15 protein-coding genes are annotated in these 17,431 nt (G+C 42.0%); 10 read left to right on the forward strand and 5 right to left on the reverse strand.

The features are described 5' to 3' along the window. The first annotated feature begins 1 nt into the window (after position 1). The 3 genes from N521_RS04655 (at position 2) to N521_RS04665 (ending at position 3,677) form a co-directional block, all read left to right on the forward strand. Positions 2-1,495, forward strand: a complete 1,494-nt coding sequence (locus N521_RS04655) for a lipase family protein (RefSeq protein ID WP_231493284.1) — start codon at positions 2-4, stop codon at positions 1,493-1,495. A gap of 12 nt (positions 1,496-1,507) precedes the next feature. Then, a complete protein-coding gene (locus N521_RS04660; protein ID WP_024720438.1) occupies positions 1,508-1,918 on the forward strand; it encodes a hypothetical protein in 411 nt (136 codons plus the stop codon). An 82-nt stretch (positions 1,919-2,000) separates the two neighbouring features. Continuing rightward, complete coding sequence (locus N521_RS04665) at positions 2,001-3,677, forward strand: hypothetical protein (RefSeq protein WP_035390010.1); 1,677 nt, start codon at positions 2,001-2,003, stop codon at positions 3,675-3,677. Between the two features lie 16 nt (positions 3,678-3,693). Here N521_RS04665 and N521_RS04670 read toward each other — a convergent pair whose 3' ends face one another. Continuing rightward, positions 3,694-4,593: a LysR family transcriptional regulator gene (locus N521_RS04670; protein WP_035390012.1), complete on the reverse strand. Its 900-nt coding sequence runs from the start codon at positions 4,591-4,593 to the stop codon at positions 3,694-3,696. Positions 4,594-4,764: 171 nt separating this feature from the next. Here N521_RS04670 and N521_RS04675 point away from each other — a divergent pair, with 171 nt between their 5' ends. The 7 genes from N521_RS04675 to N521_RS04705 all read left to right on the forward strand — a co-directional run bounded on the left by N521_RS04675 (position 4,765) and on the right by N521_RS04705 (position 14,359). Then, positions 4,765-5,760 carry a LacI family DNA-binding transcriptional regulator gene (locus N521_RS04675; RefSeq protein ID WP_035390014.1) on the forward strand — a complete coding sequence of 332 codons (996 nt, stop codon included), beginning with the start codon at positions 4,765-4,767 and terminating at the stop codon, positions 5,758-5,760. A gap of 172 nt (positions 5,761-5,932) precedes the next feature. Then, positions 5,933-7,198: a galactooligosaccharide ABC transporter substrate-binding protein GanS gene (locus tag N521_RS04680; protein ID WP_035390016.1), complete on the forward strand. Its 1,266-nt coding sequence runs from the start codon at positions 5,933-5,935 to the stop codon at positions 7,196-7,198. Between the two features lie 145 nt (positions 7,199-7,343). After that, positions 7,344-8,582: a carbohydrate ABC transporter permease gene (locus N521_RS04685; protein ID WP_035390018.1), complete on the forward strand. Its 1,239-nt coding sequence runs from the start codon at positions 7,344-7,346 to the stop codon at positions 8,580-8,582. 1 nt (position 8,583) lies between these two features. Then, complete coding sequence (locus N521_RS04690) at positions 8,584-9,426, forward strand: galactooligosaccharide ABC transporter permease GanQ (protein ID WP_035390020.1); 843 nt, start codon at positions 8,584-8,586, stop codon at positions 9,424-9,426. An 11-nt stretch (positions 9,427-9,437) separates the two neighbouring features. Then, positions 9,438-10,646 carry a glycoside hydrolase family 53 protein gene (locus N521_RS04695; protein ID WP_035390022.1) on the forward strand — a complete coding sequence of 403 codons (1,209 nt, stop codon included), beginning with the start codon at positions 9,438-9,440 and terminating at the stop codon, positions 10,644-10,646. 23 nt (positions 10,647-10,669) lie between these two features. Continuing rightward, positions 10,670-12,736, forward strand: coding sequence for a beta-galactosidase (locus N521_RS04700; RefSeq protein ID WP_035390024.1), 2,067 nt, complete (start codon positions 10,670-10,672; stop codon positions 12,734-12,736). Between the two features lie 294 nt (positions 12,737-13,030). Further along, positions 13,031-14,359 carry a CitMHS family transporter gene (locus N521_RS04705; protein WP_035390026.1) on the forward strand — a complete coding sequence of 443 codons (1,329 nt, stop codon included), beginning with the start codon at positions 13,031-13,033 and terminating at the stop codon, positions 14,357-14,359. Positions 14,360-14,404: 45 nt separating this feature from the next. On the opposite strand, the gene N521_RS04710 is transcribed toward N521_RS04705, so the two are convergent. The 4 genes from N521_RS04710 to N521_RS04725 form a co-directional block, all read right to left on the reverse strand. Next, positions 14,405-14,833: a DUF4064 domain-containing protein gene (locus tag N521_RS04710; RefSeq protein WP_007497283.1), complete on the reverse strand. Its 429-nt coding sequence runs from the start codon at positions 14,831-14,833 to the stop codon at positions 14,405-14,407. A gap of 26 nt (positions 14,834-14,859) precedes the next feature. Further along, entirely contained in the window at positions 14,860-15,810 is a 951-nt protein-coding gene (locus N521_RS04715) for an ABC transporter permease subunit (RefSeq protein WP_035390029.1), read from the reverse strand. Beyond that, the gene (locus N521_RS04720; RefSeq protein ID WP_035390031.1) at positions 15,807-16,736 is read right to left on the reverse strand and encodes an ABC transporter ATP-binding protein; all 930 of its coding nucleotides are present in this window, start codon (positions 16,734-16,736) and stop codon (positions 15,807-15,809) included. The genes N521_RS04715 and N521_RS04720 overlap by 4 nt, the downstream gene beginning before the upstream one ends. Positions 16,737-17,064: 328 nt before the next feature. Then, positions 17,065-17,403: a zinc ribbon domain-containing protein YjdM gene (locus N521_RS04725; protein ID WP_017359922.1), complete on the reverse strand. Its 339-nt coding sequence runs from the start codon at positions 17,401-17,403 to the stop codon at positions 17,065-17,067. Positions 17,404-17,431 lie beyond the last annotated feature (28 nt).

The raw sequence follows: 17,431 nt of genomic DNA on the forward strand, positions 1-17,431 counted from the left end.
AGTGACAATTTTGTCTAAAACCGTAGCCCAAAACGAACTTTCTGCTAAAGACTATAATCTTATTTCCAATGCAGCTTATAAAATAGATTACTATAGAATTTCTAGTGAAATAGACATTAGTAAAAATAAGACCATGTATGTCATTGATTATAAAGAAACAACTAAAGGTCTTAATGCACTAACTATCGTTTCCGAAGAAGATTTTGATCGCTCCGATGGCGGCAAAGACCTCACCAAAATCAAAAACGCCGTCATCGCCTACCGCGGGTCAGAACCAATTGGCGCAGGCCAATATAAAGATACCATTAAAAAACATGGAAAAAAAGAGTCAGATGATCTTCTTTCTACCATTTTGACAAAGTTGCCTCCTTTTAGCCAGTCAGAGACGTCAAAGGAAGTGACGACGAAGATGACGACAGGGACAACGGCCTATACAAATGAGATTGTACAAGATTGGTTGATTTCAGATACGAAGTATTTGATTAAAAATATCCCTTTTGAACACGGTGCAGAGAATCAAATGGTGCAGGCGGACCGGTATGCGAAAGAGATCCATAAGAAAATGCCGAATGCGAAGATGTATGTGACAGGGCATTCACTTGGCGGGTCAAATGCTTCTTATGTTCTTGTCAAAAATGATTTTATTCAAGGCGGGGTCACCTTTGAGAATCCGAATATTTACCCAAATCTATCGGATGGTCTGCAAGCCAAAGCATTAAAAGGTGATTACCGTAGTAGATTAACAGAATATATCAATCTCAATGACGGGCTTTCTCTCTTAAATCGTCATACGACAGAAATCGGTCGTGTGAAAGTGATGTATGATGCCGCTTTACCTGAAGGCGTCGATTACACTGAGGACTCCTCAAAGGCCGTCCAATTTATGAAAAATCTCCTCAATCGGGCAATGAGTGTGAATCCTTCACTTGATGCGAATTTATTTCTTGAAGCCCTCGCCGGCAGCCATGGCTTAGACCGGTATTCCTTTTCGTCAGATGGCTCCGTTCAAACCATTGATGATATGTTGAGAAAAAACCCTTCTCTCACTGCCGCCATGTTACATCAATTGAGCCAATCAAATGTTCACCCGCAAAGTGTGGTAGCGATTTTAATCAAGTCGCATGTTCTTATGAACACAGGTCGTAAATTCTCCACATATGCCGAGCACCATATGCAGCAAATCATTCGTAAAATTGAGAAACTCGATGACAAAGTGGATCAATCGGTGGAACGCGTCCGTTCAAGATACAAACAAATTGTCGGTTTTGGTTCGTATGACCAGCTGACGGCTTCAGATGTGGATGCTGTGATTCGCCACTTAAAAACAGAGGGTCTTGAAAATGAGTTCTATTCGGTCAAAAAATATGATGCAGCGATTGATCATGCGATGGATATGAAAAGGTGGATGGATTCAATATCAGATGATATGAGCCAGCTAGGAAAACAATACCACGATGCAGATACAACCCTTGCCAAGAATATGGGGATTTCTTAAGGAGTACGACAAATGGAATTTTCAAAGAAACAACCAACAGACGCAGATCGTTTTTTACAGAGAGTGACAGATACGCATACATCTAGCTCCATCTTCTCTCAAGCAAACTTTAACACGGAAGATATGACACCAGCAGAGCTGGCTGCTTTGAAGGCAAAGATCAAAGAAGAACAGAAAACAGCGCTGATTAGAGCCATCCGGCATCAACTTCAAAATGAATTTGCAGAGGATCGTCAAGAAGCCAAAAAAATAGTAGATCTGATTGATGACCTTCTGATTAACGTGTACAAACATCAAAGGAACATCCAAACCCATATGTCAGGTGAAGCCATTGACGCGTTAATAGAGAAAATCGAAAAAAGACTCACATTTTTTGAGCTGAAAGAAGATGTTCAATCAGCCATTGATTCGATCGGCATTTAAATGAACCTTCCATCCGGTGAATCTTTTCCCCGTCTCACTCGTATATACTAAAAGAGTGATTGATTTGAAAGGAGATCTGTTTGTGGGATATATGTTGTTATTTTCGGTTGTGATCGGTCTTGTCCTGACCCTTTTGCTCACACCACTCAGGTTAATCGTTAGAAAGAAAGGGACTGAACAACAGGTGCCGCTTATGTGGATTGCGGGACTGGCACTGCTGTTTATCATCGGGATTTTCGGCTTCTACTACATCACCAATTTAGACCGCAACCCATCATCACTGTGGCTCATTGGACTTGTTGTGACAGCAGCAGGTGCCTTTTTATCAGTGGGATTGGAGCGGAAGATCAAGGGCGTTTTATTTCTCATATTATTGCTGCTCGGTGTTTATATGGCAACCGCTTTTCTATTCAATGCAAATGAGAAATTCGACGTGTCTAAAATGGAGCAAAAAGTCGAAATCAAAGCGTTCGATGAGACAGAAACACCTGCGAGTGTACCACCGCAATTTGCTCGCAATAAGATGAAGAAATCGTTCGGACAGGTGCCAAACACGAGTTACTACGAGCTTGGCAGCTTGCAAATTCAGAAGGTCAATGGTGAGTATGTGTATATCGCACCCGTCGAGTTCTCCGATTTCTTTAAATGGATTCGTTCTGGTAGCACACCGGGTTACTTTACATTAAGTGCGACCGACTCATCTGCCAATCCAAAGTTTGTGAAAACCGAGATGGTCTATACGCCTTCTTCCTATTTCAATAAGGAAATTGAGCGGCATATCCGTCTTCAGTATCCAGACTTGATTTTCTATGGAGACACGCAGCTAGAGATCAATGATGATGGCAAGCCTTATTACATCCAAACATTTGGAGATTTCATCTCTGCACGAAACGGGTTTAAAGCTTCAGGTGTGGTTGTTGTGGATGCCAAAACGGGTGAAACGAAGAAATATTCCTTAGACAAAGTACCAGCCTTTATTGATGGCGCTGTTTCGCCAGAGGCCGTCAGTCTGCAAAATAGTTACTTCGGCAACTATGTACATGGTTTCTGGAACAGTCTTTTTGGAAAATCAGATGTGAAGCTGCCTTCAGACGAGGGAACGGAAGCCAATGTAAGTCCGGTGTTTGATTCAAAAGGGGATATGTATTACTTCACAGATTTCACCAGTCCAAAAGAGGGCGTTGATTCCATGCTCGGGTATGCACTAACAAATGCCCGAACAGGAAAAGCCACGTATTATACGGGTAATCTTGAAGAATCCTACATGGATTCACAGGGAGCTTTGCAAATTATTGAGAAACGATTTATCGAGAAGAAATGGAAGGGCCGCATGCCGATTCTTTATAATTTCTACGGGGAAGCCAGCTGGCTTACACCTGTTCTCGATTCAAACGGGTTCCTGCAAAACTACTTTATTGTTTCGGCAGCCAATCCTGAGATCGCCGCATACGCTTCTACACCAAATGAAGCACTAAGAGCCTATAAAACTGCTCTTCAAAAAGGCGGCGGTACCGTCAATAGTTCATCAAAGCAAGAAAAGAAAGAGTCAACAGGCAAAGTGAAGAGGGTGTATAAGGAAAAGACCGGTGATTATACAACCGTCACCTTCTTACTAGACGATGGGAAAAACTACACCATGTCATCTGAAAAAGAGCCTCTTATTATTTATTTAAAAGAAGGCGATCAAGTCAACATGAAGTACACAGATACAGGTGAGATTTTCCTCCCAGTCGATGAAATCAACATCAAAGGATTATAAAAAAAAGACGTTTCTCCTACTGCGGAGAAGCGTCTTTTCTCTCTTTTCTCAACAACTCGACAAGCAATTCCTTATTTTTATTCCCACCTGTCATCGGGGATTCGACATAGGAAAATGTCCGTTTAAAGTCCATTCCCCTCACAGAAATGACAGCCAATTCCCCGCCAATGCTGCCCCGCTGGAGGACATATTTAGATAAAACAGATAGCCCCATTCCATGAATGACAGCTTCTTTTATCGCTTGATTGCTGCTAAATGTCACAAAAGTCCGCGCTTTCAGGCCATTTGATTTCAGGACGTGCTGTAAGTATTCTCCTGTCCCAGATCCTTCTTCTCTTGTGATCCATGTTTCATTTTGTAATTGATCAATGGTGACATCCTTTTTCTTTGCAAACGGATGGTCTAATGGGGCAACGATATACAGTTCATCCTCTAGGAACGTTTCTACAGAGAGTTCTTTGTCATTGGTTTGTCCTTCGATCAGTCCGATGTCGACATGGAACAACCGAACATGTCTGGCAATCGCCTCTGTATTATCAATGACCACCTCAATATCAACATGCGGATAGAGCTGATGAAATTCTGCCAAGATTTGCGGCAGTACATACTCCCCAATGGTAAAACTCGCTCCAATCATGAGCTTCCCTCGTGCCAGATGATGATGCTCATAAATATCCTGCTTCGCCTGTTCATATAAACGGATGATTTGTTTTGATCGATGGTACAGCATATCCCCAGTTGGTGTCACCGTTAATTGCTTTGGCGAACGATTAAGCAGAACGGTCTGAAATTCCTGCTCCAAATTCTTAATATGAAGACTGACACTCGGTTGAGAAATCCGCAGCTTCTGTGCTGCTTTTGTAAAGTTTTTCTCCTCCACAACTGTCACAAATGTCTTCAGTGCATCATAATACATCTGTCCCTCTCCTATCAGAAATCTTAATCCTACATCTTCAATACATATATCTTACTAATTCCTTTCCAACTCGTAAAGAACAGCCTAAACCAATCAATTTAATAAAAATATTTACTAATTTTTTTAAAGACTCTATACTGAAAGGAGATATTTTCTATAGGAGGTGCTGACTTGGCAGCTAAAATAAAGGACATTGCGGAAAAAGCCGGATTATCCATCGCCACCGTGTCTCGCGTACTGAACCAAGATCCCAACCTATCGGTTACGGATCAAACACGTGAGAGAGTATATGCGGCAGCAGAAGCTTTGTCCTATCAAAAAAAGACATTCAAACATTCACTTAAAAAAATAGCCTTTCTCTATTGGATGACCGAAAAAGAAGAGCTTGAAGATATTTATTTTAAATCCATTCGTCTAGGCATCGAGGAACTCACCAATACCAGAAGCTTAAATGTTACCGCTTACAACCCATCTGATGGTCTTCAATCGATTGATCCTTCTACAGAAGGCATCATCGCCATCGGTCGATTTAAAAAAACTGAGCTTGATCAATTATATGCGATCACAAAACATATCGTCTTTATTGATACATCACCAGATGAAGACCGCTTTGATTCTGTGAAACCAAACCTGAAACGAATTGTAGAAAAGATTATCGATTCTTTTATCGAAAAACAGCACACATCCATCGGATTTATTGGCGGGACAGATCTTGATCTCAATACAAATAGGCGGATTCCAGATATTCGTGAAACGACTTTCCGCCAGTACATGACAGCACACAACAAACTGGATGAACAATTGGTCTATATCGGTCACCACTTCTCTGTAGATGAAGGCTATTCATTGATGATGAAGGCGATCGACGAGCTCGGCGATCACCTGCCAACCGCTTTTTGTGTCGCAAGTGATCCTCTTGCGATAGGCTGTTTACAAGCATTAAATGAACGCGGTTTTTCTTTACCAAATCGAGTGAGTGTCTTTAGTATCAACGATATTCACGTCTCTCAATATGTGTCACCACCGCTCACAACTTATCACATCCATACCTCTTTACTTTGCGAAACAGCTGTCGATTTACTTTTAGAAAGACTGGTTGATGGCAGAACATTAACAAAAACCGTGCTGATTGCCTCAGAACCTGTCTTTCGGAAAAGCACGATATAAACAGCTGGAAGGCCTGCCGTATATGGTGGGCTTCTTTTCTCTTTATTTCAGTAAAAAATTTTACTTAATAAATTTAATAAAATGTGTTTACTTTTTTTACTCAAGTTGATATTCTCACATTAAGAAAGCGTTTTCTTATCATCTGTGAAAAAAGAACGAGAGGGGATTACGAATGAAAAAGGGAAAATGGGCGACATTATCGGCAGTCGTTGGTACTGCTGTGCTGCTGCTGTCAGCATGCGGACCAGGAGATGACAATTCAAGCGGTACACAGCCGGCATCTACAGGTACAAAGACCTTGCTAGTGTGGGAGGATGTCAAAAAGTCTGATGGGATTCAAGACGCCGTCAAAGAATTTGAAAAACAAAACGACGTGAAAGTCAAAGTAGTCGAAAAAGCATATGCCGACCAAATTGAAGCGCTTCGTCTTGATGGCGCAGCCGGCACTGGTCCAGATGTCATCACCATGCCTCACGACCAAATTGGATCAGCTGTCACAGAGGGATTGTTACAAGAAATCAAACCAGATGAAAAAGTGATCAATTCCTTCACAGACGAATCGATTCAATCACAAACGATAGATGGCAAGCTATATGGCCTGCCAAAATCCGTTGAAACCACTGTGCTTTTCTATAACAAAGACCTTGTGAAAAAGGCACCAACGACACTCGATGGCTGGTATGACCTTTCGAAAAAGCTGACAAAGGACGGGAAATACGGTTTTGTTGCGAAGTGGGATGAAATTTATTACGCAGAAAGTGTATTAGGCGGTTCAGGTGGCTATATTTTCAAACAGAAAAACGATGGTTCTTATGACGTCAATGATATTGGTCTTAATAACGATGGTGCCATCGAAGGCGGAAAATACATTCAGACATTCTTTAGCGAAGGACTTTTCCCGAAAGGCATCATTGGTGAGCAAGGAATCAATGTCCTCAATTCCTTATTCACTGAGAAAAAGGCAGCGGCTGTGATTTCTGGTCCATGGTCATTTGGTCCTTATAAAGAAGCGGGTATCGACTATGGCGTGACGGAACTGCCAACACTCCCTAACGGAAAACATATGAGCTCGTTCTTAGGTGTAAAGAGCTACAACGTCTCCTCTTATTCTAAAAATAAAGAACTTGCCGAGAAATTTGTTGAGTTTATCACGAACGAAAAAAATTCGAAAAAGCGCTTTGAAGTCACAGAGGAAATTCCACCAGTGAAAAAGCTGATGAAAGACCCAGTCATTACTGAAAACGCTAATGCGGATGCTGTTTCAAAGCAAACGAAATATGCCACGCTGACACCGAACAATCCAGAGATGGCAGAGGTGTGGAAGCCGATTGACAGCGCATTAGGGCTGATTGCGACTGGCCGTACCGATGTGAAAAAGGCATTTGATGATGCGGTCAAACAAATCGACTCGCAAATTAAAGCGAATCACTCCAAATAAACACCAAGCGCAGGTAGCTGTTCATCTGTCATGCTGCCTGCACTTGATCTAATTTCATATGAAGTAGGTGTTAGACGTGACGGGTAACCTTGAACTAGACCGCACACACATAGTGGAATCAAAGACACACCGGAGACGGGCGCTAATGTTCTCTCTTATACCCGGGATGGGGCAAATATACAACAAACAGTATGGCAAAGGGGCACTCTTTTTCCTGTTTGGCGTTTCTTTTCTAGTAGTGTTTTATGATTTATTCAATATTGGCTTCTGGGGGCTGTTCACACTTGGTACGATGCTGCCTCGTGACAACTCTGTTTTCCTTTTAGCAAAAGGAATTATTGCACTTTTAACAGCTGGATTTGGCATCGGTTTTTATGTACTCATGATACGAGATGCATTTATGAACGGAAAGAAACTTGATCAAGGGGTTCCGCTTCATTCCATCCGTGCTCAATACCATCAGCTCATCGACCAAGGCTTTCCTTACTTAATGAGCACTCCTGCTTTCTTTTTACTTCTATTCTCTGTTGTCTTTCCTATTATGTTCAGCTTTGCGCTGGCCTTTACAAACTATGATTTATACCACTCGCCTCCTGCCAATCTCATTGATTGGGTAGGCATCAAAAACTTTCAAAATATCTTTTCAATCGATATTTGGAGAGACACATTTATTGATGTACTGGGCTGGACGGTCGTATGGACGTTGGCTGCATCGACCCTTCAATGTGCTGTCGGCATTTTCCTAGCGGTTCTGCTCAATCAAAAAGATTTAAAAGGAAAACGGTTTTTCAGAACGATTTTGATTCTGCCGTGGGCTGTTCCAGGATTTGTGACCATTTTGGTGTTTGCTGGATTGTTTAACGACACGTTTGGTGCGATTAACAATACCCTTTTTGCATCGATTGGAATTGATCCAAAACCATGGCTGACAGATCCATTTTGGAGCAAAATCGCTCTTATTGCGATGCAGACTTGGCTTGGTTTTCCTTTTGTGTTCATTATGACAACCGGCGTTTTACAGGCCATTCCTGAAGATTTATACGAGGCTGCAACCATTGATGGGGCAAATTTCTTTCAGAAATTCCGTTCCATTACATTACCGCTTGTCCTCTATTCAATTGCACCTATATTAATCACGCAATATACGTTTAACTTTAACAACTTTAATATCATCTACTTATTTAATGGCGGAGGACCGCCTGTGGCTGGCTCAACTGCTGGGGGAACGGACATCTTGGTGTCTTGGATTTACAAACTGACGATGCAATCTTCTCAATATGCACTCGCTGCCGCTGTTACGATCTTACTGTCAATCTTCGTCATTGCCATTGCACTTTGGCAGTTTAAGAGAACGAATTCATTCAAAGAGGAGGACATGATGTGATATGGGATCAAAACAAAATAAGCTCATTCGCCTGAGTATCACTTATTTCATCCTTTTCATCGCCTCCGTATGTATTCTATATCCACTCCTTTGGACGCTCGGTGCTTCCTTTAATCCTGGGAATAGCCTGATGAGCACAAGCATGTTTCCGAAGAATCCAACGTTCAGCCACTTTACAGAACTCTTCTTCGGTCAGGGAGCACTTTATGCAAAATGGTATTGGAACTCAATGAAAATCAGTATTGCGACTATGCTCTTAACGTTGATCCTTGTTAGCTTTACAGGTTATGCCTTTTCTAGGTTCCGATTCAAAGGACGCAAGAATGGACTGATGCTCTTTTTGCTGCTGCAAATGATTCCTCAATTTTCAGCGCTGATTGCCATTTTTGTATTGGCTCAAATGCTTGGACTCATTAACAGCCACCTCGCATTGATTTTGATTTATGCAGGCGGACAAATCCCGATGAATACGTATTTAATGAAAGGTTATCTTGATGCGATTCCAAAGGATCTCGATGAATCAGCCAGAATGGATGGCGCAGGGCATTTCCGGATTTTCATCCAAATTATTATGCCACTTGCCAAGCCGATTTTAGCCGTTGTTGCCATCAACTCATTTACAGGACCGCTGGGTGATTTCATCATCTCCAGTGTCATTGTCCGTTCACCCGAAATGTATACGCTCCCAATCGGTCTATACAATCTTGTATCAGACAAAATGGGTGCCAGCTACACGACCTTTGCAGCCGGGGCTTTACTCATTGCGATTCCAGTTGCTTTATTGTTTCTTGTTTTACAAAAACAATTTGTATCCGGCCTCACACAAGGCGGGACAAAAGGATAAGGGGAGATTTGATGAAGAAATGGTTGCTTGTCACTGTTGTCGTTTTCTTTCTGATGGGGTTAGGTATTCTGCCTGAAGCAAAGGCTGATTCGATTTCGGTGAAACCGATCAATGGATTGCAAGGTGATTTCATCAAAGGAGCCGATATCTCCATGCTCGCAGAAGTGGAGCGAAGCGGCGGCAAATACTACAACCAAAACTGGCAGCAGGTTGATCCGCTCAAGCTATTAAAAGAGAAAGGTGTCAACTATGTGCGCATCAGACTCTGGAACCATCCATACGACAACCAAGGCCGGGCCTATAACGGGGGGACAAACGATTTAAATACCGCCATTGCTCTATCGAAACGTGCAAAAGCACAAAATATGAAAGTGCTGCTTGATTTTCACTACAGTGATTTCTGGACCGATCCCGGAAAACAGTTCAAACCGAAAGCTTGGACAAATTTCTCCCAAAGCGATTTAGAAAAAGCTGTTGGCACTTACACAAGCGATGTACTTAAAGCGATGAAAGCACAAAATGCCCTGCCAAATATGGTACAGGTCGGGAATGAATTGAATTCAGGTATGCTTTGGCCGAACGGAAAGAGCTGGGGTGAAGGCGGCGGTGAATTTGACCGGCTCGCTGCTTTGCTAAAAGCGGGAACAAATGCTGTCCGCTCTGTCGATTCAAACATCAAAGTCATGCTTCATCTTGCACATGGGGGGGACAATGGTGCATCTCGCTGGTGGTTTGATGAAATCACCAAACGAGGCGTTTCCTTCGATACGATCGGTTTATCTTACTACCCGTATTGGGACGGGGGATTTAGCGGTCTTACTACCAATATGAATGATATTAGCGCCCGCTATAACAAAGATGTCATCGTGGTAGAAACCGCCTACGGCTTTACAACAGCAAATGGTGACAACCTCGATAACTCATTTAACCAAGATTCAGTCAATACGGCCGGTTATCCAGCATCACCACAAGGGCAGGCATCTTTTATACGAGATCTATCAGAAAAAATTTCACAAGTGAAAAACAATCGCGGGAAAGGGTTCTTTTATTGGGAGCCGCTTTGGATTCCAGCAAAAGGTGCTCCGTGGTCTAGTCAATACGGGCTCGCTTATATTCAAACAACCGGGACAGTCGGGAATGCTTGGGAAAATCAGACCATGTTTGATTTCAACGGAAAAGCCCTGCCTTCTCTTGATGTATTTAAACAAATGACACCGTAATTAAACAGATAGGACGTGACAAAATGGGAAAGCGTTACCCACTCGTTCACCCAAATGTGAAAGGCTTTTTGCATGGTGGCGACTATAATCCTGATCAATGGCTCCATATGCCGGAGATCATTGACGAAGATTTTCGATTAATGAAGCTTGCACACTGTCAAACATTCTCTATCAATATTTTCGCTTGGAGCAAGCTCGAGCCAAAAGAAGGGGAATATGATTTTGCCTGGCTGGATGATATCATGGACCGCTTGGCAGCGCAGGGAGCTCACGCCATTCTCGCCACGCCAAGCGGAGCAAGACCTGCTTGGCTCTCGCAAACATATCCAGAAGTCTTACGCGTTGAAGCAAACCGCCAGCGCAACTTACACGGACTTCGCCATAATCATTGCTTCACCTCACCGGTTTATCGAGAAAAAACGAATACACTCAATCGTTTGCTTGCTGAACGCTACAAAGATCATCCAGCGCTGATCATGTGGCACATTTCAAATGAATACGGCGGTGAATGTCATTGTGATCTTTGCCAAGAAGCATTTAGAGACTATTTGAAAGACAAATACAACCATGACCTTGAAGCTTTGAATCAAGCATGGTGGACGGGATTTTGGAGCCACACCTTTACCGATTGGTCGCAAATCGAGTCACCAGCCCCTCATGGCGAGCACATGATTCATGGCATGAACCTAGATTGGAAGCGTTTTGTCACAGCGCAAACGATCAATTTTTATCAAAATGAAATTGAACCGCTGAGAGAATTAACACCTCATGTGCCAGTAACCACCAATTTTATGGGCGACTATCCGCATATGCGTCCATTCCTTGGACTGGATTATCATCAATTTGCAAAAGAAGTCGACGTGATCTCATGGGATAGCTATCCAGCATGGCATAGCGGCAGAGAAACCACTGCAGAATTAGCGTCAAACGTCGCCTTCGTTCATGATTTATATCGGTCATTAAAGGATGGTCAGCCGTTTCTTGTGATGGAAAGCACACCAAGCCTCGTGAACTGGCATGAAGTGAATAAGGTGAAGCATAAAGGAATGGCACACCTCTCTGCCATGCAGGCGATTGCCCACGGGTCCGACTCCGTCCTTTATTTCCAGTGGAGACAAGGCCGAGGCGCCTCTGAAAAATTCCATGGAGCCGTTGTGGATCATTCAGGACATGAACACACGCGTGTGTTTCAAGAAGTCGCTGATTTAGGAAAACAGCTGGAGCAGCTTCAGCCGATTGCGGGTACATCCGTTCAACCAGAGGTCGCCATCATATATGATTGGGAAAACCATTGGGCAATTGATGATGCGCAAGGCTTAAATAATACCAACAAACGCTATGTAGAGGCTTGCCAAACTCACTATCGCAGTTTCTGGAAAAAGGGCATCCCTGTTGATATTGTCGGGATGGAAAAGGATTTCTCATCCTATCGAGTGCTTGTTGGACCAATGCTCTACATGATCAAACCAGGTGTAGCAGAAAAGATCGAAGCATTTGTCAAAGAGGGCGGCATTTTTGTGGCAACATACTGGAGCGGCATGGTCGATGAAAACGACCTCTGTTTCCTTGGTGGTTTCCCCGGTCCTCTCCGTCATGTACTTGGTATTTGGGCAGAGGAAATCAACACATTAATGCCCGATGAACACGTCTTAATGACCACAGGAAATGGACGCACCTACCATGTCGGGCAATATTGCGAATCCATTCACCCAGAATCAGCCTCTGTGTTAGGGCATTTTGAGAATGGCTGCTATGAAGGACAGCCCGCCCTTACTGTCCGTCCATTTGGCAAAGGGAAAGCATACTATATGGCTTCTGAAAATGAGCAGGCGTTTTATGATGATTTTTACGAAGACCTTATCACAGGAATAGGCATACAACCGATCCTATCCTCTTCGATTCCAGAGGGCGTCAGTGTCCAGAAACGAACAGATGGATCGCAGGACTTTGTGTTTATGATGAATTTTACAGAACAGCAACAGAACATTTCACTAGATTCAGCGGAAAGCTATGAAAATTTGCTGACTGGACAGCATACATCTCAACAGTTACAACTGAATCCTTACGAATATGTTATTTTGAAAAAATAGTGTGAAAGAAGCGTCCATCCACAGGACGCTTTTTACTTTTAAGTGAATCTAAATACCTATAAAACATCTCCAGGCAGTAGATTATCAATAGAAGTATTATTTTTTATCTAAATTTTTTGACATATTGAACACCGCACCATGATTGGCCCCGCCATCCTTTTTTACCATTGTATAGGTATGAAAGCGGTTGCCTAATACTCACATTTTTGATACTCTTTTTTTCAATGCAAATGTGGGATTGCATTGGTAAAAAAACAAACAAATGTAAACGGTTTATTGTAGGGGGAGGGGCTTATGTTAACGTTTGTTGGATTGTTGATTATTTTAACGATTGTTGTTTTGCTGATTTGGGGGAAAGCAAGTCCAATTGTCGCCATGGTCATGGTGCCTTTAATAGGGGCGCTCATCGCAGGATTTGGTATCAATGACATTCAAACTTTCTTTGAACAAGGGATTATCAAAGTTTTGCCAGTGGCGACCATGTTTATCTTCGCCATTTTATTTTTTGGCATTTTACAAGATACAGGGTTCTTTGAACCTGTAATTAAAGCGTTAATCAAGCTGACAAAAGGGAATGTTGTCACAGTTGCGATGGGAACTGCCTTGATTGGAGTCATCGCACACTTAGACGGAGCAGGCGCTACAACCTTTTTATTAACTGTACCTGCACTACTTCCACTTTATAAAAAATTACATATGAGTCCTTATTTATTGCTATTGTTAATCGGGACGAGTGCTGGATTAACCAATATGATTCCATGGGCAGGCCCCACAGGACGGGCAGCAAGTGTTCTAAATATGGACCCATCTGAACTGTGGGTACCGCTTATTCCCATTCAGCTGATCGGGGTCGTGCTCGTATTAGGAATGGCATTCATTTTAGGAAAAAGAGAAGAAAAACGAATTCGGGTGAAAATCGCCGCAAATGAAGTAGCCGCTGTCCAATTAGAAGGCGCCGATTGGGATCGTGCCATTCAATCGATCAGCGAAACAGGCGATGCGTCTTTAAAGCGTTATCACTTAATGTGGGTCAACCTCATTCTATTTTTAGCTGTTGTTGTCCTTCTTGTGCTTAACGTGATTCCTGCTAGCTATATGTTTATGATTGGTCTTTCACTAGCACTTCTGATTAACTTTCCAAATGTGAATTTACAAATGGAGCGAATAAAGGCACATGCCCCAAGTGCACTAATGATGGCAGCTGTAATTTTCTCCGCAGGTTCTTTTTTAGGAATTCTTGAAGGAACGGGCATGCTAAAGGCGATTGCAGTGGACAGTATTCACATTTTGCCAGCTTTCTTACTGCCATTTTTACATATCATTGTGGGGATATTTGGGGTTCCTCTTGATATGCTGACAAGTACAGATGCCTATTATTATGCACTCTTGCCGATTGTCGAATCGATTACATCAGAGGTTGGTGTGTCAGGAACATCTGCGGCATACGCCATGATGATTGGAAATATCATCGGCACCTTTGTCAGCCCCCTTGCACCTGCTGTATGGCTTGCCATCGGTCTTGCAGGGGTCGATATGGGGAAACATATCCGCTACTCCTTCTTTTGGATGTGGGGGTTCAGTATCGTTTTACTCATCATCGCCAAACTGATTGGCATCATATAAAAAAGAAAGACATGCGCAAAATCAGCGCATGTCTTTTTCTTTGAATTATGAAGGATATTCACTCGTGTGAATGTCTGTTTTCGGTTTTCTAATCAGTGACATCAATCCAACGATTAGCAACAAGATCATTGGAACGAAAGCAAGACCTACAGTTCCAATTAAAAGAGTCACAGCCGAAACCAAGAAAAGAATACCAGAAAGCACGGCACGGCGGTCTGTTTTCAAGACAATCACACCAACAAGGGCTAAGACAGCCGCAATTGCGGAAACAACCATAAACTGAACGCCAAAGGCATGAACCGAAGCTTCAAGTGTTTCAACTGGCAAGGCGCTGCCTTCCTCTTGTAAAATTTCATTCATTTCTTCATAAAATGCTGGGTCCACAGAGAGCATCAATGCCCCAAAACCAACACCAATTACGTTGAGGACAATACTGATAATCCCCATAATTTTTTCACCTTTACGCTTAATCATTGATAGAAACCTCCTAAAAAGTTAAATTAACCTGTTTTTACTTCTCGCTTTTGGAAGACGATTAAAGCAACCGCCAAGAAGATAGCCCAATAAATGACTAGGACCGTTAGTGAGAAACCTAGGGACATGTCTTCGATAAAAGTAGGTGTTTCTGCGAAATACTGTGCAGGATCGTTGGCAAACAATAAATATTTCGCCCAATCAAAGAAGAACATCAAAATGCTTGTGATGGATGCTCCCACAACATAGGCTAATACACTAATCGCTATGGAAATGGCCTCACTTCTAAACACCGTTGAGATGGCAAAAGAAAGTGTCCCTAATACAACAAACATAGCACAATGCGCCAAATAATAAGAGACCATATTTGCAAACTGAGACCGTTCAATGACTTCACCATTTTGATAAGCCAAATACACATAATCATTGTTTAGTCCAAAGAATATCGCACCTAAGATAAAGGATAAGATAAATAGGACAGCGATCAAGAAAAGTGAATATAGTTGAACGGTAAAGTATTTAGACAAAAGAACCTTCAACCTGGATGGTGGACGAATCAATAATAATTTAATTGTACCATGCTTATATTCAGCCGAGACAATTGTGGCTGCAATAATAATCACAAATACACCGACCAGCTGAAGCAAATTAGCATTTGTTTCCACATAAGTCCATGCATTTTTACCGAATTGATCGGCTGGAGGTAAATCATGTTTGATTCGATACTCATTGATCGCTATTTCGGTTTCAAGGGATCTCTTATAAAAGCTTATATTATCCTCTTTCAATTCTTGCTTCTTTGCTTTATTGATTTCTTGCAACTCAGTTTTCCAATCACCGGATGCTTGATCTCCGTCATTTGTCTTAACAGCAAAAATCAACGTCGCAATCATACCTAAAACAAGAAGCCCAACCATAATCCAAGTACCCACACGATAACTGATTTTCATCCACTCGTTTTGAATGAGGCGAATCATACGTCTGCCTCCTTTTTACCTGTTAAGCTTAAGAACTTATCTTCTAAGGTTTGTTTTTCTATTTTGATTTCGTACAAATGAATAGAAGCCTCGCTCAAATGACGAATCAATTGTGGCATTTTCTCTTCTAGGATGGAGAAGAATAAGTACTGCTCCTCTTCTCTAACTGTGATGCCTTCCTCAAATGCTTTAATGAGCTTTTGAGTTTCTTCTAGCTCACTTGATGCTACTTTCATACGATAGTTGACCAAATCATCCTGCTTCGTCTCTGCACGCTGATCCTCAATCGCAATCAGCTTTCCTTTTTGGATAATGGCGAAACGATCACACATCAATTCCATTTCTGACATGAGGTGACTTGAAACAATGACAGCAAGCCCTTCTTCCTTTGCCAGCCTTCTCAAGTAATCTCGTATCATACGAATTCCCTCTGGATCTAGTCCATTGGTCGGCTCATCTAAGATTAGCAGTTTCGGTTTATGTATCAATGCCTGAGCAATCCCCAAACGCTGCTTCATTCCTAATGAAAACGTACGGACACGCTTATGTTTCACATGCTGCAAACTAACTAGTTCTAGCAGTTCATCAATTCGACCCTCATCCACTTTTCCATTCATTCTGGCAAAATGAACAAGGTTTTGCCTTGCCGTTAAATGATTATACATTTCTGGATTTTCAATAATTGCACCGACATCTTGGATGGCATGCTGATATGAAGTTTGAATACTATGACCATTAATCAGAATGTCACCGGATGTAATGGGAGAAAGACCGACCATCATGCGAATGGTTGTCGTTTTTCCTGCGCCATTCGGCCCTAAGAAGCCAAAGACTTCGCCCGCTTGGACAGAGAAACTCAAGTCTTGAACAATCTTTTTCCCGCGAATATGCCTAGATACATGTTGCAGTTCTAAAACGTTCGTCACGTTACCTCTCCTTCTTTGTCTAAGTATCATCTATCATCTATTTCCTGATAAACACCATGATCCGTCAAAAATAGAAGAACACTTCCATATGGTACAGCAATGCCCAAAAGTTGTGAAGGGGATTAGGCAAAATTTAGAGAATCATCTGCCTTTTTTAAGGTAGAGTTAAGAAAAGCGTGAATTTTTATAAGAAAAGAGGCTTGATTTTTTAAAAAAAGAATGATTTTCAATAGGTACATATGTATGAAATGATGTTTAAGATTATACCTTTCACCTATAAATATCGAAATAAAAAAGAGGCTGATGATCGACAGCCTCTTTTCATATATTATACTTTCTTCACAAACTCCGATTTTAACTTCATTGCGCCAAAGCTAGGAATTTTACAATCAATGTTATGATCGCCTTCGACTAAACGAATCCCTTTGACCTTCGTCCCTATTTTTAAAACCGAAGAAGAGCCTTTGACTTTTAAATCTTTAATCACAGTGACCGTGTCACCATCACTTAATAGATTTCCATTCGCATCTTTGACAACTAGCTGCTCCTCTGCCGCTTGTTCTTGTTCTAGCGACCACTCATGCGCACATTCTGGACAAATAAGCATGCTGCCATCCTCGTATGTATAGGTTGAACTGCACGATGGACAATTCGGTAGATTAGACATTTGTGTTTCCTCCAACTTTCTTTTTCAT

Origin of the sequence: Bacillus sp. UNC125MFCrub1.1 (genome assembly GCF_000701305.1) — a bacterium.
Taxonomy (GTDB): domain Bacteria; phylum Bacillota; class Bacilli; order Bacillales; family Bacillaceae; genus Bacillus; species Bacillus altitudinis.